The sequence below is a fragment of the Actinoalloteichus sp. GBA129-24 genome (assembly GCF_001941645.1).
Taxonomy (GTDB): Bacteria; Actinomycetota; Actinomycetes; order Mycobacteriales; family Pseudonocardiaceae; genus Actinoalloteichus_A; species Actinoalloteichus_A fjordicus.
Genome location: NZ_CP016077.1, coordinates 112,860 through 134,065, shown reverse-complemented (window position 1 = coordinate 134,065; position 21,206 = coordinate 112,860). Strand labels below are relative to the sequence as shown.

Sequence of the window (21,206 nt, the reverse complement as noted above, 5' to 3'; positions counted from 1 at the left end):
CCGGGCGCGCGGGTCGAGACTGGTGTTCCGACGCTCAGACCGAGATCTCGTGGCCGGTCCACTCCAGGCAACGCCATCCCGACGTCGCGGCGTCGTCCTCGCTCATGACGATGCGTCCGGTGTTGGGCAGATGCGTGGCATTCGCCAGCGAACCGGTCACGTTCTCGGCGAGGCAGCCGCCGACCAGCCGCAGCGCAGCCCCATGGCTGACCAGGACCACCGTCCCGGTCCGATGCAGGGTCTTGAGCTTGTCGATCACCGACAGGAACCGGTCGACGACCTGCCTGCCGCTCTCCCCGCCGGGGAACGCCCGTCCGAGGTCGCCCTCCTGCCACTGGGCGTACACCTCGGCGAAGCGGGCCAGCGAGGCGAGATCGGAGGCGCCTTCGAGGTCGCCGACGAACACCTCGTGCACGCCGTCCAGCACCTCGACGTCGAGATCATGTCGGGCGGCCACCGGAGCGGCGGTGAGCTGGGCGCGCAACGCCCGGCTGGCGTAGACGGCGGTCACCGGTTCGACGGCCAGGTCCTCGCCGAGTCGCTCCGCCTGTCGGAAGCCCTCGTCGGTGAGCGGCGGTCCTGGCGGGACGGTGTCGAGGGCGAGTCGGACATTCGACTCAGTCTCCCCATGCCTGACCAGCATCAATCGCAGGCCGCTCATGCCCGACTCCTCTCTTGTAGCGACTGAACCCAGGCCGCCGCGTCGGCGAAGGCCGCATCGGAGACCGACTCCGGCGGCGAGATCACGGCGGCGACCGCGCATCCCGAAGGAAGCGCTCGCGGGAATGATCCGAGAAACCTGACCTCCTGACTACGACGACGCAGCGCGGCGACCGCGTCGGCGACCCGCCGCTCGGCGAGATGGCCGTCGAGATCCAGGAAGAAGCGATAGCTCCCGAGTCTGCTCCTTGTCGGCCGGGACTCGATCCTGGTGAGGTTCACGCCCCTGGTGGCCAGTTCGGTGAGCAGATCGGCGAGGGTGCCGATCCGGTCGTCGACGGTGACCACCAGCGAGGTCCGATCGACGCCGGTGGGCTCGGGCATCCTGCCGGGCAGTCGGAGCAGGCGGAAGCTGGTGACCGCGTCCCGAACATCGGCCACGTCGGCGGCCAGCACGTCGAGCGCGTATCGCTCGGCCGCCAGCGGCGCGGTCACGGCCGCGTCGGCGCGGCCTGCGAGCACCTCGACGGCGGCGGCAGCGGTCGAGGTGGTGGACACGACGACGGCGTCCGGCAGCTCACGGGCGAGCCATTCCCGGACCTGGGCGGCGGCATGCGGATGCGTCGCCACCGTGCGGACCTGCTCCGCCGTCATTCCCGGGGCGGCCAGGACACTGAACCGGACGGGCAGCACCGTCTCGGCGACCGCGACGATCGGATCGGCGGCGACGAGTGCGTCGAGAGTGGCGGGCACGGAGCCCTCGACGGAGTTCTCCACGGGCGCGACGACCGCCTCCGCCCGCCCTGCGGACACCTCGACCATGGCAGCCCGCACCGTGACGGCCGGTTCCAGGATCAGGTCGACGTCGGACCGGGCCTGGCCGGAGAGGGCGGTCGGATCGGCACCGAAGGTGGAGTCCGGGTAGACCCGGCTCACGAGTGTCCTGGCTGCCTGTTCGGTGAAGGTGCCCTCGGGGCCGAGGTAGAGGATGCGCCGCACCAGGCCACCCTACGGGCAGGGTTCGACGCTGGATGCCCTGCACCACGGCGACCCGCTCTGCCCGATCGGGGGATACGCCCTGACGCACTGCCAGGGAATCGGCACCCACGGTGACAGGACCTAGATCACTCTGATCCGGTCGGGCGCCCAGGTTACGTGAGACGGTGGTGTCCTGTAATGCTTGCAGGGTGACCGTCGGTTCGGTGGGCACCACTTCGGTAGATCAACAGGCCCTGCACCTCGTCCTGTGCGCGGTCGAGTCAGGGCTCGCCGACGCCTGGCACGAGATCGCCGCCACGAGGCCGGGGATCTCCGTGCACGTGGGCTCCGTGCTGGACGTCGGAGCCGACGCCGTGGTCAGTCCGGCCAACTCCTACGGCTGGATGCGGGGCGGTATCGACGCGCTGTACGCGCGAACGTTCCCGATGGCCGAGGAGAACGTACGCAGCGCCGTGCTCGCCTATCACGGCGGTGAACTCCCTGTCGGCGAGGCACTGCTCGTGCCGACCGGCGCGGGATCGCCTCGATGGCTGGTGAGCGCACCCACGATGCGAGAGCCCGGCGAGCAGCTCGCCGCCGACACGGTGCATCCCTATCTCGCCGCACGGGCGATCCTGCGGCTGTGGGCGGAGGGCGCGCTGGAACAGGGCATCCCCGTCCGACGGGCCGTCCGCACGATCGCCATGCCTGGACTGGGCACCGGGATCGGCGGAGTGGACCCGGCGACCTGCGCGCGTCAGGTGGCGGCGGCCTGGGACGAGGTCTTCGCCCTACGACGCTGAGCACGGGCTCCGTGATCGGTAGACCTGCGCAGAGCGACTGCCCTGTCGGACAGGACTGCTCTGTCGGACAGGACGGCGGGCGCTGACTGCGCCGGGCCGTCTCTCCGTGGTGCAGGTGCCGCTCTAACAGTCCCGCTCAAGCCGGTTCACGACCAGGGCCGCAGGCGTTCAGAGCACAGCTGCCGGGCCGTCGTGCTGCGTCCGGCGGGACCTCCGGGGAGACGCCGCTCAGCCGGGTACGGCCGATCTGAGGCTGAGCCTCGCGCCGACCGATCACGCGCGACCGGGGCGACGTCCGCGCCTGCTGCTCCGAGTCCGGTCGTCGGCCCTGCCGTGTTCCTGCCGACCAGTCCAGTCCTGCCCGGCTCTCAGAACGCGACCGGAGACCCGACCGGGATCGCAGACCCGGCCGTCAGCAGCGCACCCGCCGCTCAGGCGGGACTCGGCTGTCACCCCAGACTCCGGCCCGCCGTTGCCGGGCCTGCTTCTCACCGGCCCTGACCTGGCACGGCGGCCGAGCAGGCGTCGAGCTTCCGGGCCCGGAAGCTCGACGCCGTCGTCGGGAGCACCCCGGAGGGCCGGCGGATGCGGAGGGCCGGCGACCCCGGAGGGCCGGCGGATGCGGCCGCCCAGGGCGGAGTCGGCGCTGCGCGCCGACTCCGCCGCGAGTGCAGCCACCGCACCTCAGTCGCCGCTCGGCACGACGGCCGCTCCGTCCTGGCCCGAGGACTGCTCGCCGTCGGCGGGCGCCTCGACCGTCGCGCCCTGTCGGACCGTCACCCTGGTGGTGGTCGGCTCCGGCCGGACGATGCGGCTGACCCGGACCTGAAGCAGGCCGCGGTCGTAGGAGGCCTCAACCTGATCGGGGGTCACGTGCTCCGGGATCGTGAACTCCCGCCGGAAGGCCCCGACGCGGATCTCCTTGGCGATGCGGTCGCCCTTGTCGGTCTCGCGCGCCGCACGCCTGCTCCCGCTGATCAGGAGCCTGCCCGCGGAGACCTCCACCGCCACGTCGGAATCGATGTCCACACCGGGCAGTTCCAGAGTGATGAGGACGTCGGTGCCGTCGCGGCTGACGTCGGCGGCTGGCGTGAAGTAGTCGGCGCGGCGGGTCTGCGCGGCGCCGAACGCCCTGCCGACCAGCGCATCGAACGTCGCGTCGAGTTCGCGGCCCCGGCCGCCGAACGTCTCCCAGCCGGACCTTCGCGTGATGATGGCCATGGACTCATCCCTTCTCGCACTGCTGCACTCGCTTTACATGAGCCTCAACGACTCAACTTTGCCCGGTGTTCCCGACTCCGCGAAATTCTTCGAGCTGATGTCGGAGCCCGATCGCCACTCCGTACGGTGGACAGGTGTCCATCCGCGTGCTGCTCGTCGACGACCACGAGGTGGTTCGGCGCGGACTGCGGGACCTGCTCTCCGCCGAGTCCGACATCGAGGTCGTCGCCGAGGCGGGCAGCGTCGGCGAGGCGCTCGTGGTGGCATCGGCGGCCCGGCCCGAGGTGGCCCTGGTCGACATGCGCCTGCCGGACGGGGACGGTTCAGCCCTCTGCAGGCAGCTGCGCGCGAGCCGGCACCCGCCCGCCTGCCTGGTGCTGACCGCGTTCGACGACGAAGACCTGCTCGTCGAGGCGATCCAGGCCGGAGCGGCGGGTTATCTCCTCAAGCAGGTCCGGGGCCAGGATCTCGTGACGGCGATCCGCGAGGTCGCGGCGGGCCGATCCCTGCTCGATCCGGTCACCACCGCCCGAGTGCTCGACCGACTCCGTCGACCGGCGCCGATCGACGAACTCGCCGTCCTGACCGAGCAGGAGCGTCGCGTCCTGGAACTGATCGGCGAGGGGCTGACGAACCGTCAGATCGGCCTGCGCCTGTTCCTGGCCGAGAAGACGGTGAAGAACTACGTGACGGCGGTGCTGGCGAAGCTGGGCATGGAACGGCGGACGCAGGCCGCCGCCTGGCTGGCTCGCCGACAGGCACGCTGAATCCTCCCGCCGCCTGCGCATCGGCTCGGCCGCTCTCCAGCGGCACGGCGGACATCGTCGACCCGGACCGAGTCGTCGTCGCGCCCGCTGGCCGTCACGGCAGCGGAACCGTCCAGGTCACATCCGTTCCCGATCGGGGAGAGGAGACCACCGTGCAGCGCCCGCCTGCCGACGCGGCCCGCTCCTCCAGATGCCGCAGGCCTCGCCGGGTGACACCGGGCGGGATGCCGCAGCCGTCATCGACCACCTGCACGCGCAGCCCGTGCTCGTCTCGCCGCAGCCGGATGACCACGCGCCCCGCTCCGGAGTGCCGCACGACGTTGGACAACGCCTCTCGCAGGGCCGCCCTGGCGTGGTCGGCCACCGTGTTCGGGACGTCGTCCACCGGGCCGGTCAGTTCCAGGGTCGGGGCGACGCCCAGCAGCTCTCCCGCCGTCGCCGCCTCCGCCCGCGCCGAGTCGGCGAGGCCGCTGGGGGCGGACTCGGCCGGGTCCGCCGAACGCAGTGCGCGCACCGTGGCCCGGATCTCCCCGATGGTGGTGTCCAGCTGGTCCACGGTCTCCGCGAGTCGCTGCGCCTCACCCGACTCCAACCGCCCGGCCAGGCCCCTGCCCAGCAGGTCCAGCTGCATGCCCGCCGCGTAGAGCCGCTGCACGATCACGTCGTGCAGGTCCCGCGCGATGCGTTCGCGCTCCTGGTACACCGCCACCCGGCGTCGGGCAGTGGTCCCCTCCGCCAGGACCAAAGCCAGCCCCGCCTGGGCGGCGAACGCAGTGAGGACCTCCACCGACTCGGCGGAGAAGCCTGCCGCTCCGCGTCTGCGGTATACGGCCAGCGCGCCGAGCCGCCGTTCCCTGGTGCCGAAGGGTGCCACCGCGAAGGGTCCGTATCCGCGCAGCGCCTTCGGCACGAACGGCGCGGTCCTCGGGTCGGACGTCAGCTCGTCGACCACCACCGGGACGCCGCCACGCGCCACCCTGGCCGCCGTCGACCGCGCCGACAGCACCGCGCCGACGGGGTCGCCCACCGACGAGGAACCCTCGAGGGTGCCGCCGTCGACACCACCGTGCGCTGCCTCGACCGTCAGCGTCCCGTCCGACGAACGCACCATCGCCAGACCGAGGTCGGCGCCGGTGAGCGCGGCGGCCTGCTCGACGACCAGCGGCAGCACGAGGTCCGGATCGTCACCGGCCAGCGCGGCGGTGGTGATCCCGGTCGCGGCGGCGAGCGTGCGGCCCGCGAGAGACGAGTCCATGGTCGTGCTCAGGATAGGAGCCCGCCTGCGATCCCCGCAGGCCGCCCGAGCAGCGACGGGGCGGGCGGCTGCCGCGTCGTCGCCCGACGGCGGGGCCGCCCCCAATCCAGCAGCGGCGGTGGCCCCGGTGGACTCCCTGGCAGCTCCTCGCGCCCGGCTCGACAGTCGCATTCGACTAGTCCGCCCTCGGCTGCTGCACCGGGACCACCACCGGGCCGCTGTGCAGGCCGATCTCCATCGAGAGCGGCTGGCTGGACAACGCGAGTGCGCTCAGCTCGGGATAGGCACGCACCGTGCCGTCGCGCACCTCCAGGACGAGATCGGCGTCCTCGGCCTCCTCGACATGGTGGGTCACGTGCACGACGGTGTGCTCGGCCAGTTCGGAACGGATCGCGGTACGGATGCGCGCAGCGGCCTCGGCGTCGAGCGATGCCGTCGGCTCGTCCAGCAGCACCAGGTCGGCCTCCCGCGCCGCGAGCAGCGTCCTGGCGAAGGACAGCCTGCCCGCCTCGCCACCGGACAACGCGATTCCGTCCCCGCCGACGACGGTGTCCAGCCGGTCGACGAAGTCGGCCAGTCCCGCCGATCGCAGGGCGGCCCGCAGTCGCTCGTCGTCCGCGGTCGGGTCCGCCAGCCGGAGGTTCTCTCGGATGCTGGTGGAGACCAGCGAGGCGTCCTGCGGGCACCAGGCGACCCTGGCGGGACGGTTGATCATGCCCTGCTCCGCAGGAAGGAAGCCGAGCAGCAGCGCGAGCAGCGTCGACTTCCCCGCACCGGACGGGCCGAGCACCGCGACCCTGGAGCCCGGCGGCAGCTCCGTCGTCACGCCGCGCAGCGCAGGCTCGGCCGCACCCGGCCACCGGGCGTCGACCTCGACCAGTCGCACCTCGGCCGTGTCCGAGGTCGGTCGCAGTGCGGTGTCCCCGCGCGGCCTGGTCACATCGAGGCTCTCGGCAGGGAGGAGTCGGCCCTGCGCACTGCGCAGCACGTCGGCCTGCTGCCAGGCAGCGGGCACGGTCGCGACGAGTTCGCCTGCGGCCAGGGCGACCAGCACCACCACGGCGGCCCACGGTCCGCTCAGCGCACCCGCCGCGACCGCGTCGGCGGCCGCCACGAGGCACACCAGCAGGGCGGCACCCGTCGCCGTCCCCACCACGGCGGCCGCCGCGCCGACGCCGACGGCCTCCCGCCTGCTCACCCTGGTCAGTTCTCGATCAGCACGGTCCAGCGCATCGCGGCGGTGCCGATCGGCGCCCATCGCGATCAGGTCGGCCGCGCCGTCGAGAAGTCCGAGCACTCCGTCGGCCACCCGCCTGCGCAGGACGGCGGGCACCGCGATGCCACGCCGCTGCACCGCCGCCGCGGCCCACCCGCCGCCGACCGAGGCGATCAGCAGACCGACGGCCATGGCCGCGCCCGCCGCAGGCAGCAGCGACCACTGCGCGATCACCACGGCGACGCCGACGACCCCGGCGACCAACGGTGGCAGCAGCACGCGGGGCACCAGATCGCGCACGACGTCCACGTCCGTGACGAGGGTGCGCAGCGCCTCGGCGTTGCCCCGGTGATTCACCTGCGCGGGGCCCGAGTGCACCAACGATCGCCACAGCGAGACCCGCAGTCTTCCCGCCAGCCGGAACGCCGCATCGTGCGTGAACAGCCGCTCCAGATACCGCAGCATCGCCTTCGACAGGGCGAAGGTGCGGACCAGGACCGCAGCGACGGTGAGGGTGAGGACCGGCGGATGGTCGGCGGCGGTGGCGATCAGCCAGGCGGCGGCGCCGGTGAGCGCCACTCCGGCGAGAACGGAGAGGGCGCCCAGCCCCACGGCCGCCGCCCACCGACGGTCCAGCAGGTCCCAGAGCCTGCCCGGCTGCGCGGGCCGAGGTGCGGCGGCCGCGGCCACCGGGCGCGTCGCCTCGACGGCGGTGCCGGCGTCGGTCGGCCGATGGTTCGCCAGCACCACCACTGCGCCCTCGGCGGCGAACCGGTGGATGCTCGCGGCCACCGTGCCCGCAGTGGCGGCGTCCAGGTGCGAAGTGGGCTCGTCGAGCAACAGCAGCCGCGCACCTCGGGCCATCCGCAGGAACGCGCGAGCCGCCGCCACCCGCTGCCGTTCCCCCAGCGAGAGGGCCGTGGTGGATCGGCCAAGCAGGTGGCCCGCGGCGGCTGCTCGGGCGGCCACGATCAGCTCTCGCTGACTCGGCGGTCCGCCCGGTTGGTCGACCGTCGCCAGGGCCAGTTCCTCGGCGACGGTCGGCTCGGTGAACCGGGGCCGCTGCGGAACCCAGGCCACGGTGCGTCGCCATTCCCGAATGTCGCAGCCCGACACCTCGACGTCGCCGATCCACACCTCACCGGAGTCGGCGGGCAGCAGCCCGAGCAGCACGGCGAAGGTGGTCGACTTTCCGCTGCCGCTGGGTCCGATGCCGTTCTGCCCATCCAGCCGCAGGATCTTGCCCGGTTCGGCATGGAAGCTCAGTCCGTCGGGCGCGTCTCGATCCCGTCTGCGCACCCGGAGACCTGCGACTCGAAGGCCGTGCCTGGCGAGTTCGGCGGCGAGCCGCCCAGACTTTTCAGCGGCGAGCGCATCCCGCTCCTCCGCGGCGAGCGCATCCCGCTCCTCCGCGGCGAGCACACCCGTCCCCTCCGCGGCGACACTCCGTGAGCCGTCAGCGGCGAGCCCCGAACCTGCGACGACGGGCTCCCCCGCGTGGGCCGTCGAAGCCGACGTGGTCGCGACGTCGATGTCGGCCGTGATCCCCGCCGAGGGTCCGGCTGCGGGTCTGGTCACGGAAGCGCCACCCGTCGGTCGGGTCGCGGCGGCGGACACCGCATCCGCCCCGGCCGGGGCGGGCGTACCGGGTCTCGGCTCCGGCGCGAGCGAGTCGGCGAGGTCGAGCACGTCGTGGACGCGGCGGACGGCCTCCACGCCGTCCTCGGCGGCATGATGCGCCGCCCCGGCCGCCCGCAGCGGCAGGTAGCACTCGGCCACCAGGATGAGCACGACCAGCGCGGTCGTCAGCTCGACGTCGCCCGCCACCACCCGGAGTCCGATGTTGACGGCCACCAGTGCGACCGACATGGACGCGATCAACTCCAGCGCCAACGCCGAGAGGAACGCGACGCGCAGGGTCGCCATTCCCGCCAGCCGGTGCTCCTCGTCGACGCGCTCCACGACCGCAGCCTGGGCCTCCGCCCGGCGGAACGCCGTGAGCAGCGGCAGCGCCTTGACCAGTTCCCGCAGCCGGTCGGACAGCCGCGAGGCGGCGTCGGCCGTCCTGGCCGACCGCGCCTCGGTGAAACGGCCGATCAGAACCGCGAAGAGCGGGATCAGCGGGACGGTCAGCAAAATTAGCACCGCGGAGGGCGGGTCGGTGAGCAGAATCCAACCGCCGACCAGCGGCGGCACCACCGCCGCCGTGACGAGCGCAGGCAGCAGCCGGATGAAGTAGGCGTCCAGCGCGTCCAGACCGGTGGTCGCGATCGAGGCGAGATGCGCGGCGCCGCCCCGCACCGTCGACCCGGGCCTGCCGCCTGCCGCCGTCGCGTCGGACCCGGTCGTTTCGGAGTTCGACCCGCCGCCGTGAATCCACTCCGGCCCGATCCGGAGCGCCGCGTCGAGCAGCGCACCTCGCAGCTCACGCCGTGCCGCGCCTGCGGCACGGGCGGCGACGGACTCGGTCGCCCAGCTCAAGCCGGCCCTGACCAGGATGGCGACGCCCAACACCCACAGCGTGCCGGTGAGCTCGGCCGCCGGAGCACCCGAGGTGACCACGGCTCCGAGTGCCTCGGCCATCGCCACCGCCTGCACGACGAGCGCGACCGCGTTGCCCACCGCGAGCAGGCCGGTGAGCAGCAGCGCCCGCCGCGTCGAACTCGGCAGCAGCGCCAGCCCTGCCACCGGCCCGCGCCCGCCCGCCCGTGCCTTCGCCCGTGCTCCTCGGGTGGACTGAGCGGCCGCGTCCCCCGACGACACGGCCGCCACGCCCGTGGTCGACGCCCTCACGGCACGCGCACCGTGGGGATGTGCGCGGTGCTGATCCGACGTCGGAACACCCAGTAGGTCCAGCCCTGGTAGATCAGCACCGCAGGCGTCCCGAATGCGGCGACCCAAGTAATCACGCTAAGTGTGTAGGGGCTGGAGGCTGCTTCGGCAACCGTCAGGGTGAACATCGAGTCGATCGTGGACGGCATGACATTGGGATACAGCGATCCGAACAGAACCACCACCACTGCGGCGAGCATCACTCCCAACAAGGTGAAGGCCTGACCGGTTCTTCCCCTCGGCAACAGAAGCAGGGCACCGACCGAGGCGAGGACCGCCACCCCGGCGACCACGGCCGTCCAGGCCGAGCCATGCCGGATCTGGACGATCGCGAGCAGAGCTGCACCGGGCAGCAGGAGCAGGGCACCGTAGCGACGGGCGAACCGCTGCATCCGCCATCGGATGTCGCCGTCGGTCTTCAATCCGAGGAACACCGCGCCGTGCAGCAGGCTGAACCCGGCGAGCGCGAGGGCGCCCAGCAGCGTCTCGATGCGTACCAGGTCGATCGGTCCGCCGCGGAGATCGCCGTTGACGTCGATCGGCAGCCCGGTGACCGTCGCGGTGATGATGAATCCCCAACCGAGCGGCGGCACCCAGGACCCGATCTGGATGATCCGATCCCAGTTGCGCCGCCATCGGACGCTGTCCACCTTGCCTCGGTACTCGAAGGCGACACCCCGACCGATCAGGCTCAGCAGGACGAACAACACCGGCAGATAGGCCCCGGACAGCAGCGCGGCGTACCAGTCGGGGAAGGCGGCGAAGGTCGCCCCGACGGCGACGATCACCCAGACCTCGTTGCCGTCCCAGACCGGACCGATGGTGTTGATGAGGACCCGACGTTCCTTCTCGTCCCTGGTTCCGATGCCCAGCAGCATCCCGACGCCGAAGTCGAATCCCTCGAGGAAGAAGTAGCCGAGCCACAGCGTCGCGATGAGGAAGAACCAGACGGTGGGCAGATCCATGGTCAACTCCCGGCTCGAACAGTGCGATGCGGGTGGCGGCGATCGGTTCGACGTCGCGGACCGGCCCCGATGGCGGACGATCCGGCGCGGCAGGATCCGGCGCGGGTGGATCTGCGGTGCGCAGGACGTGCACCGGTCCCGACGCGGACCCGCCCGGCCCGAACACGTTCGCAGGCCGCATCCCGGCGGGATCGTGATTCGACGATCCCGGGCTCAGTAGGCGAAGGAGAGGACATCCTGCCCCGTTCCCTTCGCGTCGCCGTCCCCGTCGTCGTCCCCGGAGTCCGAGGGGCCGGACGGGTCGTCGTCGGGCGGATCGGGCTTCTCCCAGGGCGGCCGCATCACCCCGCCGACACCTGCCCTGGCGTATCTGATCAGCAGGAACAGCTCGACGACCGCGAGTGCCGCGTACACGAGCGTCAGCGCGACCAGGGAGAACACCGCCTCACCCAGTGACACGCCCGCCGAGACGGCGCTGGCGGTGAACATGTACACCCCGTCCACCCCGGTCGGGTTCGGGACCACGACGAACGGCTGGCGGCCCATCTCGGTGAAGATCCAGCCGAAGGTGTTCGCGAGGAACGGGGTGGCGATCGAGGCGAGGGCGACCGGCGCGAACCACCGCGACCGGGGCACCCGGCCGCCTCGGGTGAACCAGAGTGCCGCAGCAGCCGCGGCGGCGGCGATCGTCCCGAAGCCGATCATGAATCGGAAGCCCCAGTAGGTCACCGGCAGCGAGGGGACGTAGTCGATGGGCATGCCCGCGAGTTCGCCGAGCCGGGGATCGTCGGGATAGTGCGACCCGTACTGCTCCTGGTAGGCGGGAATGAGGTCCTCGATGCCCTGGACCTCGCTCTCGAAGTCGCCCTCGGCGAGGAAGGACAGCAGGGCGGGCACGGTGACGCTGACGACGTTGTCGCAGCTCGGGTCGGTGAGGTCGCCGATGGCGAAGATCGAGAATCCGGCGGGCTCCTCGGTCTCGCAGAGCGCCTCGGCCGCCGCCATCTTCATCGGCTGCTGCTCGAACATCAGCTTGGCCTGGAAGTCGCCGGACACCGCCACCGCGGCGAACGACGCCAAGCCGACCCAGCCGCCCAGTCGCAACGAGGTGTGCCAGACCCGACGGTCCGGGTCGTCGATCGGAGTGTCCCGATGCCTGCGGGCCAGGTGCCAGGCCGAGATTCCGATGAGGACGGTGCCCGCCACCGCGAGGCTGCCCGCCAGGGTGTGCGGGAAGGCGGCGAGCACGGTGGAATTGGTCAACAGCTCCCAGATGGAGTTCAGCCGAGGGTCGCCGTCCGGTCCGATCTCCACCCCGACGGGATGCTGCATCCAGGAGTTCGCGGCGAGGATGAAGTAGGCGGAGGCGACGGTGGCCAGCGCGGCGGCCCAGATCGAGGCCAGATGCAGTCGCTTCGACAGCCGATCCCAGCCGAAGATCCACAGTCCGAGGAAGGTCGACTCGACGAAGAAGGCGACGAGGCCCTCCATCGCCAGCGGGGCGCCGAAGACGTCGCCGACGAACCGAGAATAGGCACTCCAGTTCATCCCGAACTGGAACTCCTGGACGATGCCGGTGACCACGCCCATGGCGAAGTTGATGAGCATCAGCTTGCCCCAGAACTTGGTCATCGCCAGATACCTGGGGTCTCCGGTGCGATGCCAGGCCGTCTGCATGATCGCGACGAGCAGGGCGAGTCCGATGGTCAACGGCACCATCAGGAAGTGGTAGACGGTGGTGATGCCGAACTGCCACCGTGCGACGTCGAGGATCTCCACGCTGCCTCCTTCAGGGCACGTGGCGAACCTAGCCGCGGTGTATGAGTGATCTTCAGGTTCGAGAGTCCCGTCCGGACGGGACCAAGGTCCCGTCTCGGGCCGCTCGATCACCGGCGCGCAGGCGGCCCCGGTCGTCCGTACACCGCCCGCAAGGTCGACCGGCCGCCCCTCGGCACCGCCTGCGCGGAACGGACCGCGCGGGCGGCCCTCGTCAGCTCAGGGCTGCGGCGATGTCCTCGGCGGCCCGCAACACCTGCGGACCCACCACCTCGGCGTCCAGCGGGGCCAGCGCCACCACGCCCACGCTGGCGCGCAGCCCGTCGACGCCCATGACCGGTGCCGCCACCCCGTGCGCACCGGTCTGGAGCTCGCCGCAGGACACCACCCAGGCCGCGTCCTGCGGTGCGAGGTCGATCGCCCGGCCCGCCGCGCCGAAGCGCACCGGATGCCGGGTGCCGACCCGGTAGGAGACGTGGAAGGCCGTCCAGGACGGCTCGACGACGGCGACGGCCTGCGCGTCCATCCCGTCGGCGACGGTGATGTGCGCGGTCGCGCCCACCTGCTCCGCCAGGATCCGCAAGGACGGCAGCGCGGCGAAACGCACCTGCGGCAGCACCCGGTTGGCCAGCCGCAGCACCCCCAGCCCCAGCCGGACCTTGGAGCCCTCACGACGGACCAGCCCACGAGCCTGCAGCGGTCCGAGCATCCGATAGACCGCCGCCCGGCTGGCGCCGATGGCCGTGGCCAGGTCGCTGATGCTCGGGGCGTCGGACTCCGCGTCCGCGACCGCCTGGAGCAGGGCGAGCCCGCGTTCGAGGGTCAGCGAGCGTTCTCTGCCCGCCGGTACGTCGTCGCCCTCTGCCGGTGTCGTCGACCCGCCGGGAGGTCGCCGCCGCGCGGCCGGTGCCACCATCGCCTCAGTCCTCACGCTCACGCCGACGCCGCAGGTCGGATGGTGCCCGCCACCTCGGCGAGTCCGATCACCGAACCCTCCGGGCCCGGAGCCGTCGCGGTGACGACCACCGAGTCGCCGTCCTCCAGGAAGGTTCGTCGCGCGCCGCCGGCCAGCTCGACGGGCTCGGCGCCGCCCCAGCTCAGTTCCAGGAAGGAGCCGCGTTCGGACCGGAGCGGCCCGGACACCGTGCCGGAGGCGAAGAGGTCCCCCGGCCGCACCGTAGCGCCGTTCACCGACAGGTGGGCGAGTTGCTGGGCGAACGACCAGGACATCTCCGCGAACCGAGGCCGGGTGACGACCGTGCCGTTCCAGCTGACCGCCAGCCGCAGATCCAACCCGGCCTGCCGGTCCTCGACGAGATAGTCGAGCAGCCGATGCGGCGGTGCGGGCGGCGACACCCTGGCGTGGTCGAAGGCGGCCAGCGGGGTGATCCATCCCGCGATCGAGGTGGCGAACGACTTCCCGAGGAACGGCCCCAGCGGCTGATACTCCCAGGCCTGGATGTCTCTGGCCGACCAGTCGTTGACCAGCACCACGCCGAAGACGTGCTCCTCGGCCTCGGCGGTCGAGAGCCTGCCCCCGACCGGGCCGCCGCAGACGAAGCCGACCTCGGCCTCGATGTCGAGCCGGGTGCTCGGCCCGAAGACGGGCAGCTCGGCGCCCGGCGGGCGACGCTGTCCGTGCGGACGGACGACGTCGGTCCCCGATACGACCACCGTTCCCGACCGACCGTGATAGCCGACCGGCAGGTGCGTCCAGTTCGGCAGCAGCGGCGCCGAATCCGGGCGCAGGATGCGGCCGACGTTCTCGGCATGGTGGCGCGAGGAGTAGAAGTCCACGTAGTCGCCGACGGTGAAGGGCAGGGCGGACCGGACCTCGTCGAGCGAGATCAGCCGCGCGCCGCGCGGCGCCGTCGACCCGCCGGTCAGCTCCTGCAGCCGCTCGCGGAGCTCACGCCAGATCGCCGCCTCCCGCGCGAGCAGCGGATCGAGGGAGTCCTCGGAGACCAGACCCGCCAGCCGAGGCCCCAGCGCACCCGCCAGTCCGCGCAAGGGCAGCACGTGGTCACCCACTCGGACCGCAGGGGTCCAGCGGTCGTCCACCCGCACCAGCCCGTAGGGCAGGGTCTGCGGCCCGAACGGTGCGGCGGCGTGGAATCCGGGCACGTCGATCCAGCTCACCTGCTCAGCCTCTCTCGAGAGGCCAGATCGTGGATACCTCTTTTCGTCGATTCCTCTCGGATTCGCTCAGAGCGTGATCGCGCACACGGCGGTCCACCGCCGTCGTGCCTGCCACTGCCCCCGTCGGCCGACGGCCGAGCAGCGCCCTCGGCCTGCGCCGTCCTCCCGCACGCGGAGACCGCGCGCACGGCGGGCGAGGTCCTCACAGGAGGCCGAGCTGTTCCAGGTCCTCGACCGGCTCGGTGAGGGAACAGGAGCCGTAGGAGGCGAAGACCGACCGGACCGCGGCGGCCGCCTCGTCTCCGAGTGCCTTCGCCTCACCGACCAGCGTCTCGGCATCGGTGCTCAGCAGTGCCTCGCGCACGTCCTTGCCCGACAACGACCGCGCGGTGGCGACGATCAGGTTGAGGAATCCGTGGTGGGTGAAGCCGGTCTGCTCGTCGGTATGGCGCACTGCGTGATGCATGCCTGCGGTGGCCTTGAAGGGAAGGCCGGTCGTGCTGGCCACGGCGAGGAAGTCGGCCACCTGATCGGCGCCGGGGAACGCCTCCATCGTCTGACCACCGCACCGCAGCTTCGGCCACGACCCGTGCTCCGCCACCCGCCGCACGCTCTCCAGCCAGCCCGCCCCGCCGCGACGGGGCTCGATGACCCGGATGACGTCCTCGGGGACGAACTCCGAGACCCGCTCCAGCCACACGGCGTCGAGATCGGAGGGAGCGGGCATCTCGACCATCCGCAACGCGAGCAGCTCGCTGCGCGACTCGACGATCGACACGGCCTTGGGCACACCTCCCAGGCCGGTGTCGATCACCAATGACAGGGCGACCGGGCGGATGGGCTTGGCCTTGATCAGCTCGGTGATCAGTTCCGACAGCCTCGATGCCGGACAGAGGAACAGACCCAGCACACCGGCCGTTCCTCCTGCCCTGGCCTCGAGGTGGCGGCGTACCGCATCCGGCATGCTCGCGCTGCCAGGTGGGAACAGTGCGGCGTCATCGACCAACCTCGCCAACAGGGGTGGGATACCGCGCGGACCGGGCGCATGGAGTTCTACGGCGCTTGACACGGCTGCGAGGCTAGTGCGTACCACAGAATGAACAAAGGTGTCCGTATAACGAACGCCGGGAGCAGATCGTGCCGCACTACCGCGCCGTGGGCGAGATTCCCCCTAAACGACACACCCAATTCCGCAGGCCAGACGGCGGCCTGTACGCCGAGGAACTGATGGGTGTCGAGGGCTTCTCCGCCGACTCCTCGCTGCTCTACCACCGCCATCTTCCCACCGCCGTCGTGAACGCGGAGACGGTCGAGGAGACAGGTCGTGGTTCCACGCCGAACCTGCCGCTGAAGCCGCGACACTTCCGCACCCAGGCCCTGAGCTGGCCCGATGCAGGCGACTCCGATGCCGTAACGCATCGAAGGCAACTCTTTCATAACGCGGACGTCTCGATCTGCTTCGTGGTGGCGAACTCGGTGAGTCCGCTGTACCGCAACGCCGTCGGGGACGAGCTGATCTACGTCCAGTCCGGACGCGGCACGGTCGAGACGATCTACGGTGCGCTCGCCGTCGGCGAGGGCGACTACGTCGTGCTGCCCACCTCTTGCACCTATCGGGTGAAACCTGAACTTCCGCTGCGGATGTTGATCCTGGAGGCGACCGGCCACATCGGACCGCCGCGCCGTCACCTGTCGGCCAAGGGCCAGTTCCTGGAGCACTCGCCGTACTCGGAACGAGACCTTCGCGGCCCGGACAGCCCCCTGCTCGTGGACGGCGACGACGTCCCCGTACTGGTCAGACATCGAGCGGGACTCACCCGTCTCACCTATGCCAGGCATCCGTTCGACGTGGTGGGCTGGGACGGCTGCCTCTACCCGTGGGTCTTCAACATCCGCGACTTCGAGCCGATCACCGGCCGGATCCATCAGCCGCCGCCGGTGCACCAGACCTTCGAGGGCCCCAACTTCGTGGTCTGCTCGTTCTGCCCGCGCAAGGTCGACTACCACCCGCAGGCCGTCCCGGTGCCCTACAACCACGCGAACGTCGACTCCGACGAGCTGATGTTCTACGTGGGCGGCGACTACGAGGCGCGGAAGGGGTCCGGGATCGGCCTCGGGTCACTGTCCCTGCACCCGGCAGGCTGCACCCACGGCCCCCAGCCGGGTGCGGTGGAGGCCTCGCTCGGCGTGGAGTACTTCGACGAGACGGCCGTCATGGTCGACACCTTCCGCCCGCTGGAGCTCGGCGAGGCGGCCGAGGCCTGCGAGGACCCTCGCTACGCCTGGTCCTGGGCCAGGCGAGGGCCGGACTGGACGGACTAGCGACGGCGCCGCGGTCACCCGGTCGGGTCGATCGCAGCGCACCGAGGCCGCCGTCGAAGGGTAAGGCGAGGTCGGCTAGACGGCGGAGCACGTATTCGTCCGCTTCGCCCCTCCTTGTCGAGAGCCGGCGTGGCGAGCTTCCATCCCGAGCAGAAATAACTTAGGCTCCCCTAAGAACCTGCCGTCGATCCTCGTCACCGTCCCGATCGCGGACCCGGCGAACCACGGCGTCGTCGCAGGCAGCTCATCTACGCTGATCCTCACTCTCGGCGGACGTGAGGGCCGTACACCGACGCAGAGTCCTGGAGGCGAGAGTGGACATCAACACGAGTCGCAGGCCGCCGTCGCCCACTGCGGCGGAGCGGGCCAGGTCGATGGCGACCCGAGGACGCGCCGTCATCCTGCCCGCGATCGAGAGCGCGGCCCGGGTGAATCCCGTGCTGCATCACGTTCATCCCGACGGCGCCGTGTCCGCACTCCTCTCGCGCAGGCATCCGCTGGTCGGCCTGGCCCTGCACGGAGCGGGCGGCGAGCTCGCCGCGATGATCGAGGTCGCCGACACCGCACCCGTCGCCCTACGCGAACCGGTACGAGGGCTGCTGTGGATCAGCGGCCTGCTGAGCGTGCTGCCCGAGACAGCGGCCCGCGCGGTCGCGGTGAACATCGCCGAATCCCGACCCGATCCCCGGCTGCTCGACGTCGGGCACGACATGGTCGTCCTCCGGCTACGAGTCGCCTCGCTGGTCCTCGCCGATGCGGAGAGCAGCGGCCCGCTCGAGGTCGCCGAGTTCGCCTCGGCCACGCCGGACCCGTTCTGTCGCTTCGAGGCGGGCTGGCTGCGGCACCTCGAAGGCGCACATCGCAACGTCGTCGACATGCTCGCCCGGCATCTCCCCGAGAAGATCAGGGGCGGTCGAGTGCGGCCGCTGGGTCTGGACCGGCTCGGGCTGCGGCTGCGCATCGAGGACGACAACGGTGATCACGACGTGCGGCTGGCCTTCGCCAGGCCGGTGCGGGACGTCACCGAGCTCTCCGCGGAACTGCGCAGGCTCGTCGGCTGTCCGTTCCTCGCCCGCCAGATCTGAGCTAGGGGTCTCCGACGTGCCCTCCGGTTCGCCCAGTCCCCTGCTCGGCTGGTTCAGGCCGCGACGGCCCGACGATCCGGCGGTCATCGCCGATCCGGCCGAACGCCGTGCGGTGGTCATCGAACTGGTCATCGTCTTCACCGCGACGTTGGGGCTCTCCGGACTGCGGAGTCTGCTCTCCCTGCTGGACCGGCTGCTGCGACCGGAGCCGCTGAACGAGCAGGAAGTGGCGATCAACGTCCCGCAGGCCGCGCTGGGCCTGTTGGACTTCGCCCGACAGCTCACCAGCGTGCTGCAACTCCTCTCCTGGGGGGCGCTGGGGGTCTACCTGATCTGGCGCGGCGGCATCGCGCTGCGGCGGATCGGCCTCGACCGCGCCAGGCCAGGTCGCGACCTGATGCACGGGCTCGGCCTCGCGGCGCTGATCGGGGTACCGGGGCTGGCCTTCTACCTCGGCACTCGGGCGCTCGGCATCAACCTCACCGTGGTGCCGTCGGCCTTGGACGAACAGTGGTGGCGGAGCCTGGTGCTCGTGCTGTCGGCGCTGGGCAACTCCTGGGCCGAGGAGATCCTCGTCGTCGGATACCTGCTCACTCGGCTGCGGCAGCTCGGCTGGTCGGAGAACGCAGGGCTGCTCGTCTCGGCCGTGCTGCGCGGCTCGTATCACCTCTATCAGGGCTTCGGCGGCTTCCTCGGCAACATCGTGATGGGTCTGATCTACGGCCGGTACTGGCAGCGGACCAATCGGCTGTGGGCGCTGGTCATCGGCCACGCGATGATCGACATCGTCGCCTTCGTCGGTTATGCGCTGCTCGCCGACGACATCTCCTGGCTGCGGTGACTCGGCCCCGGCATCGGGCCGAGGCCTGCGTCGAACCACTGAGTCAGGGACCGGTGCCTGCCCGAGGATCGAGAACGTCCTCGGCGAGTCGCCCTGGCGAGCGACCCGCCTCGGAGCCGACGTCACCGACGACGGCTTGGGTCTCATCGGGCCTGGGCAACCCGCCTGCCAGTCGGAGCGCCGCATTCACCGTCTCGTCGACTGCGGTGGTTCCCAGCCGACGCCGTGCCGCAGCCAAGGCCAGGTCGTCGATGTCTGTCACCAGTAGCACCGCCTCGGATTAGCCCACGACGAGCACCGCCAATCGTCGGGCTTCGGCGCATCTGATCCGACGTCGCGCTGCCTCGGCGGCGAGGTTCAGAGGTCCACCGCCGCAGAGCCGAACGCAACGGAAAACCGCTCGCACCAGATCACCACGCTACGCAGCCCGGCGATGTCCAGATCACCGGGCAGTGGATAGTTCTGATTGCCGTGTGTCCCTTTGAGCACGCCGAGCTCGTGATACCTGTTGTCGCGGTACTTGAACCAGTCACCACCCGCCTCCTGGTCGGTCAGCGCCACCCGCAAGTCCGGGCCGTCGCTGGAGGCAAGGCCGGTCAGCCGAACGATCCTGGAACCGTCGGGCAGCTCGAGTACCTCGGCCGTGCCGCTCGTCTCGTGCTCTTGGGAGACGAACTCCCCGGTCGCCAGCACGATCGGCTCCGTGGGGGTGGCGGGTCCGGCGGTCTCCGGCTCGGGCTCGACCGGGTCTGCGGACGACCCCGCCATCGGTTCTTCGGATTCGATCGGCATCGACGATGTCGAGGTGGGGCCGACCGTCGGCCGCGCCTCGTCGACAGTGCTCGACGTCCACAGCCGCCACGGTTGGAAGGCCCACAGCCCGACCGCCAGCACCACCACCGACAAACCAACTCCGATCATCGGCATCAAGCGACGCAATAAACCGCGCCTCGGACCGTCTGAATGTTTCATGAATCGATGGCCTTCCGTTCTGATAGCAACGATTGTAGCTATGAGGACCGGGTCAGAGCAGCAATTTGCTCCGTTTCCTTCTAGGCTGGTCGACGTGAACCTCCAGGTCCCCACTCCCCTGTCCCCGCTGGCCGGTGTTGATTCCGAGGTGGGCAGGCTCCGCTCGGTCCTGTTGCATCGACCCGGCAGTGAACTGAAGCGCCTCACCCCCCGCAACAACGACCAGTTGTTGTTCGACGGGATCCCTTGGGTGGATCGAGCCCAAGACGAACACGATGCATTCGCGAATCTCTTGCGGTCTCGAGGTGTCGAGGTGCTGCTGCTCACCGAGCTGCTCACCGACACCATGGTCGACGAACGTGCACGCACGGCAGGGATTCACGCAGCAGTCGAAGAGCACCGGCTCGGCCTGGAACTGGCCGACGCGCTTCGCTCCCACCTGACGTCGCTGCCCGCCGACGCATTGGTGGACGTCCTGACGAGTGGCATGACCTTTGAGGAACTCCCCGCCTCCGAGGGCGCCTCGCTGGTGCGCCGGATGCGGCATCCGCATGATTTCGCCGTCACGCCGCTGCCCAACCTGCTGTTCACCCGAGATTCCTCGGTATGGGTCGCCGACCGGGTGGCGATCACCTCGTTGACCATGCCTGCTCGGCGGCGCGAGACCTCGATCACCGATGTGATCTACGCCTATCACCCCCGGTTCGCCTCGGCGGGCCGCGCCTACGGCGCACACTCCGCGCCGGTGGAAGGCGGCGACGTGCTACTGCTCGCTCCCGGTGTGCTCGCCATCGGCGTCGGCGAGCGCACCACGCCTGCCGGGGCCGAGTCGTTCGCGAGATCCGTCTTCGCCGACGGCCTGGCGCACACGGTCCTGGCGGTGCCCATCGAACAGCGACGGGCCTCGATGCACCTGGACACGGTGTGCACGATGGTCGACGTGGACGCGGTGGTGATGTACCCCGCCATCCAGGACACCCTGTCGGCCTATCCGCTGCGCCCGACCGAGGAGGGCGGCCTTGCGGTGGCGGGTCCCGTACCGTTCCTCGCCGCCGCAGCCGAGGCGATGGGCATCGAGCGACTCCGGGTGATCGACACCGGACTGGACCCGGTCACCGCCGAACGCGAGCAGTGGGACGACGGGAACAACACCCTCGCGTTGGCACCGGGCGTCGTGGTCGCCTATGAACGCAACGTGGAGACGAATACCCGACTCGAGGAGAACGGAATCGAGGTGCTCCCCATTTCCGGATACGAACTGGGCAGCGGTCGCGGCGGACCGCGCTGCATGTCCTGCCCGTTGTCGCGGGATCAGATCAGCTGATCTCGCGCCTTTTCGAATAGCTGAGACAATAGGGCTAACTGCTTCCAACC

The 21,206-nt window shown here is 70.8% G+C and carries 18 protein-coding genes; 6 read left to right on the top strand and 12 right to left on the bottom strand.

Annotated features, from left to right (window positions below; genetic code table 11):
- Positions 1–34 precede the first annotated feature (34 nt).
- A complete protein-coding gene (locus UA75_RS00585; RefSeq protein ID WP_075743253.1) occupies positions 35–652 on the bottom strand; it encodes a histidine phosphatase family protein in 618 nt (205 codons plus the stop codon).
- A gap of 5 nt (positions 653–657) precedes the next feature.
- Positions 658–1,659 carry a prephenate dehydratase gene (pheA, locus tag UA75_RS00580; protein ID WP_075737943.1) on the bottom strand — a complete coding sequence of 334 codons (1,002 nt, stop codon included), beginning with the start codon at positions 1,657–1,659 and terminating at the stop codon, positions 658–660.
- A 203-nt stretch (positions 1,660–1,862) separates the two neighbouring features.
- Here pheA and UA75_RS00575 point away from each other — a divergent pair, with 203 nt between their 5' ends.
- On the top strand, positions 1,863–2,441 hold the full coding sequence (locus tag UA75_RS00575) for a macro domain-containing protein (RefSeq protein WP_232237581.1): 579 nt from the start codon (positions 1,863–1,865) through the stop codon (positions 2,439–2,441).
- 684 nt (positions 2,442–3,125) lie between these two features.
- On the opposite strand, the gene UA75_RS00570 is transcribed toward UA75_RS00575, so the two are convergent.
- Complete coding sequence (locus UA75_RS00570; protein ID WP_075737939.1) at positions 3,126–3,662, bottom strand: Hsp20/alpha crystallin family protein; 537 nt, start codon at positions 3,660–3,662, stop codon at positions 3,126–3,128.
- Positions 3,663–3,796: 134 nt separating this feature from the next.
- Here UA75_RS00570 and UA75_RS00565 point away from each other — a divergent pair, with 134 nt between their 5' ends.
- Positions 3,797–4,429 (top strand): response regulator, encoded by a 633-nt coding sequence (locus tag UA75_RS00565; protein ID WP_075737937.1) that lies wholly within the window; start codon positions 3,797–3,799, stop codon positions 4,427–4,429.
- A gap of 94 nt (positions 4,430–4,523) precedes the next feature.
- Here the strand turns inward: UA75_RS00565 and UA75_RS00560 are convergent, their stop codons facing one another.
- The 7 genes from UA75_RS00560 to UA75_RS00525 all read right to left on the bottom strand — a co-directional run bounded on the left by UA75_RS00560 (position 4,524) and on the right by UA75_RS00525 (position 15,681).
- Positions 4,524–5,684: a GAF domain-containing sensor histidine kinase gene (locus UA75_RS00560; RefSeq protein ID WP_075737935.1), complete on the bottom strand. Its 1,161-nt coding sequence runs from the start codon at positions 5,682–5,684 to the stop codon at positions 4,524–4,526.
- A gap of 175 nt (positions 5,685–5,859) precedes the next feature.
- Positions 5,860–9,693, bottom strand: coding sequence for a thiol reductant ABC exporter subunit CydC (gene cydC / locus UA75_RS35015; protein WP_157433919.1), 3,834 nt, complete (start codon positions 9,691–9,693; stop codon positions 5,860–5,862).
- Entirely contained in the window at positions 9,690–10,697 is a 1,008-nt protein-coding gene (gene cydB / locus UA75_RS00550; RefSeq protein ID WP_075737931.1) for a cytochrome d ubiquinol oxidase subunit II, read from the bottom strand. The genes cydC and cydB overlap by 4 nt, the downstream gene beginning before the upstream one ends.
- Before the next feature lie 213 nt (positions 10,698–10,910).
- Positions 10,911–12,476 (bottom strand): cytochrome ubiquinol oxidase subunit I, encoded by a 1,566-nt coding sequence (locus UA75_RS00540; RefSeq protein WP_075737927.1) that lies wholly within the window; start codon positions 12,474–12,476, stop codon positions 10,911–10,913.
- A gap of 211 nt (positions 12,477–12,687) precedes the next feature.
- Positions 12,688–13,389 (bottom strand): IclR family transcriptional regulator, encoded by a 702-nt coding sequence (locus tag UA75_RS00535; RefSeq protein WP_083683872.1) that lies wholly within the window; start codon positions 13,387–13,389, stop codon positions 12,688–12,690.
- A 17-nt stretch (positions 13,390–13,406) separates the two neighbouring features.
- On the bottom strand, positions 13,407–14,612 hold the full coding sequence (gene fahA / locus UA75_RS00530; protein WP_075737925.1) for a fumarylacetoacetase: 1,206 nt from the start codon (positions 14,610–14,612) through the stop codon (positions 13,407–13,409).
- A gap of 202 nt (positions 14,613–14,814) precedes the next feature.
- The gene (locus UA75_RS00525; protein ID WP_265737131.1) at positions 14,815–15,681 is read right to left on the bottom strand and encodes a hypothetical protein; all 867 of its coding nucleotides are present in this window, start codon (positions 15,679–15,681) and stop codon (positions 14,815–14,817) included.
- A 68-nt stretch (positions 15,682–15,749) separates the two neighbouring features.
- Between UA75_RS00525 and UA75_RS00520 the strand changes: the two genes are divergently transcribed.
- The 3 genes from UA75_RS00520 (at position 15,750) to UA75_RS00510 (ending at position 18,860) form a co-directional block, all read left to right on the top strand.
- Positions 15,750–16,934: a homogentisate 1,2-dioxygenase gene (locus UA75_RS00520; protein ID WP_075737921.1), complete on the top strand. Its 1,185-nt coding sequence runs from the start codon at positions 15,750–15,752 to the stop codon at positions 16,932–16,934.
- Positions 16,935–17,248: 314 nt separating this feature from the next.
- A complete protein-coding gene (locus UA75_RS00515; RefSeq protein ID WP_232237580.1) occupies positions 17,249–18,019 on the top strand; it encodes a DUF2470 domain-containing protein in 771 nt (256 codons plus the stop codon).
- Positions 18,020–18,035: 16 nt separating this feature from the next.
- The gene (locus UA75_RS00510) at positions 18,036–18,860 is read left to right on the top strand and encodes a CPBP family intramembrane glutamic endopeptidase (protein WP_404799957.1); all 825 of its coding nucleotides are present in this window, start codon (positions 18,036–18,038) and stop codon (positions 18,858–18,860) included.
- A gap of 43 nt (positions 18,861–18,903) precedes the next feature.
- Here the strand turns inward: UA75_RS00510 and UA75_RS33660 are convergent, their stop codons facing one another.
- Positions 18,904–19,122 carry a hypothetical protein gene (locus tag UA75_RS33660; protein WP_198042890.1) on the bottom strand — a complete coding sequence of 73 codons (219 nt, stop codon included), beginning with the start codon at positions 19,120–19,122 and terminating at the stop codon, positions 18,904–18,906.
- Between the two features lie 95 nt (positions 19,123–19,217).
- Entirely contained in the window at positions 19,218–19,832 is a 615-nt protein-coding gene (locus UA75_RS00500; RefSeq protein ID WP_232237579.1) for a DM13 domain-containing protein, read from the bottom strand.
- A 94-nt stretch (positions 19,833–19,926) separates the two neighbouring features.
- On the opposite strand from UA75_RS00500, the gene UA75_RS00495 reads away from it, so the two are divergent.
- Positions 19,927–21,156, top strand: a complete 1,230-nt coding sequence (locus tag UA75_RS00495; RefSeq protein WP_232237578.1) for an arginine deiminase — start codon at positions 19,927–19,929, stop codon at positions 21,154–21,156.
- The last annotated feature ends 50 nt before the right edge of the window (positions 21,157–21,206 follow it).

Excerpts from the sequence above, each read along its gene's own strand:
- UA75_RS00560 (WP_075737935.1), bottom strand. The coding sequence starts at position 5,684 with ATGGACTCGTCTCTCGCGGGCCGCACGCTCGCCGCCGCGACCGGGATC.
- UA75_RS00500 (WP_232237579.1), bottom strand. The coding sequence starts at position 19,832 with ATGAAACATTCAGACGGTCCGAGGCGCGGTTTATTGCGTCGCTTGATG.
- UA75_RS00570 (WP_075737939.1), bottom strand. The coding sequence starts at position 3,662 with ATGGCCATCATCACGCGAAGGTCCGGCTGGGAGACGTTCGGCGGCCGG.
- cydB (WP_075737931.1), bottom strand. The coding sequence starts at position 10,697 with ATGGATCTGCCCACCGTCTGGTTCTTCCTCATCGCGACGCTGTGGCTC.
- UA75_RS00535 (WP_083683872.1), bottom strand. The coding sequence starts at position 13,389 with ATGGTGGCACCGGCCGCGCGGCGGCGACCTCCCGGCGGGTCGACGACA.